Here is a 1,771-nt window from a genome sequence, read left to right on the forward strand (position 1 = left end):
TGGTCGATGAACTCGGCCAGATCTTCGAAAGCTCTGGCGTCGTAGTGGTTGCCCACTACGCGGGCATGACGGTTGCACAGATGCAGGACCTGCGCGCAAAGATGCGTGACGTAGGTGGGTCCGTTCGCGTTGCCAAGAACAAGCTCGCCAAGATCGCCCTTGAAGGGAAACCCGGCATTAAGATGGGTGACCTGCTCTCGGGCATGACTGTACTGGCCTATTCGGAAGATCCTGTGGCTGCGGCCAAGGTTACCGAAGCTTACGCCAAGACCAACGAAAACTTCGTTATTCTTGGTGGCGCAATGGGCAGTGCAGTTCTGGACCAGGCTGGTGTGAAAGCCGTGTCCTCCATGCCGTCGCGTGAAGAGCTTATCGCTCAGATCGTGTCGTGTATCGGAGCACCGGGATCTGCCATCGCCGGGGCCATTGGTGCGCCTGCGTCTAACATCGCGAGCATCCTGTCGACCATCGAAGAAAGGGCTGCGGCCTGATCTTGCACCCGCGTGGTTGAACCCCACGCCGTTGGAACCCATCTTAAACGAACGGAAAACAAAATGGCTGATCTGAACAAACTCGCCGAAGAGATCGTTGGTCTGACCCTTCTCCAGGCACAAGAACTGAAAACCATCCTGAAGGACAAGTATGGCATCGAGCCCGCCGCCGGTGGCGCGGTCATGATGGCTGCCGGTCCGTCGGCTGCGGCGGCGGCTCCTGCTGAAGAGCAGACCGAGTTCGACGTCGTGCTGACCGAAGCTGGTCCGAACAAGATCAACGTGATCAAGGAAGTTCGCACCATCACCGGCCTCGGCCTGAAGGAAGCCAAAGACCTCGTTGAGGCTGGCGGCAAGGTCAAGGAAGGCGCAACCAAAGCCGACGCCGAGACCATGAAGAAGAAACTCGAAGAGGCTGGCGCCAAGGTCGAGTTGAAGTAATCACGGTTCGGAGGGCGACCTCCGGCTGACTTTCAAGGCTGGGTCCGAAGGCAATTCGGGCCCAGCCAATCGTGTCTTGGAAGGGGCTTTTGCGAAAGCTTTTTCCCAGGCGCGGTGCGGGTTCGGGAGCTGCCCTACGGGACGGGCGGCATGAATTGGACCCACATTTCCTGCTTCGCATGCGGTGCGCGCCCGTGGCCCGACGGGTGGTGCGCCAGCGAATTGATGAAAGGTGACGACGAGCATGGCGCAAGCTTATGTTGGCCAGAAACGCATTCGGCGGTACTTCGGCAAAATCCGTGAAGTTTTGGAGATGCCGAACCTGATCGAGGTTCAGAAATCCTCCTACGACTTGTTCCTGCGCTCCGGCGACAGTGACAAGCCGCGGGATGGCGAAGGGATCCAGGGGACCTTCCAGTCGGTGTTCCCGATCAAGGACTTCAATGAGACGGCGGTGCTTGAGTTCGTGAAATACGAACTGGAAAAGCCGAAGTATGACGTCGATGAATGCCAGCAGCGCGACATGACTTACGCGGCACCGTTGAAGGTGACGCTGCGTCTGATCGTGTTTGATGTCGATGAGACGACCGGGGCACGGTCGGTCAAGGACATCAAGGAACAGGACGTCTACATGGGCGACATGCCCCTGATGACGCATAACGGCACGTTCGTGGTGAACGGCACCGAGCGCGTGATTGTCAGTCAGATGCACCGGTCGCCCGGCGTGTTCTTCGACCACGACAAGGGCAAGACGCATTCCTCGGGCAAGCTGCTGTTCGCTTGCCGGATCATTCCTTACCGCGGCTCGTGGCTCGACTTCGAGTTTGACGCCAAGGACG

2 protein-coding genes and 1 pseudogene are annotated in these 1,771 nt (G+C 58.6%); all 3 read left to right on the forward strand.

All coding sequences use genetic code 11. The annotated features are described in order from the left end of the window. On the forward strand, nucleotides 1-491 hold a 491-nt coding region (gene rplJ, locus RMO18_RS11535; protein WP_309666061.1), incomplete at its 5' end, for a 50S ribosomal protein L10. A 63-nt stretch (nucleotides 492-554) separates the two neighbouring features. Beyond that, the gene (gene rplL / locus RMO18_RS11540) at nucleotides 555-932 is read left to right on the forward strand and encodes a 50S ribosomal protein L7/L12 (RefSeq protein ID WP_309666062.1); all 378 of its coding nucleotides are present in this window, start codon (nucleotides 555-557) and stop codon (nucleotides 930-932) included. Between the two features lie 244 nt (nucleotides 933-1,176). Next, nucleotides 1,177-1,771: pseudogene (locus tag RMO18_RS11545) on the forward strand (DNA-directed RNA polymerase subunit beta); the annotation flags it as partial.

The organism is Tabrizicola sp. (assembly GCF_031377265.1).
Lineage (GTDB): Bacteria > Pseudomonadota > Alphaproteobacteria > Rhodobacterales > Rhodobacteraceae > JAUYQR01.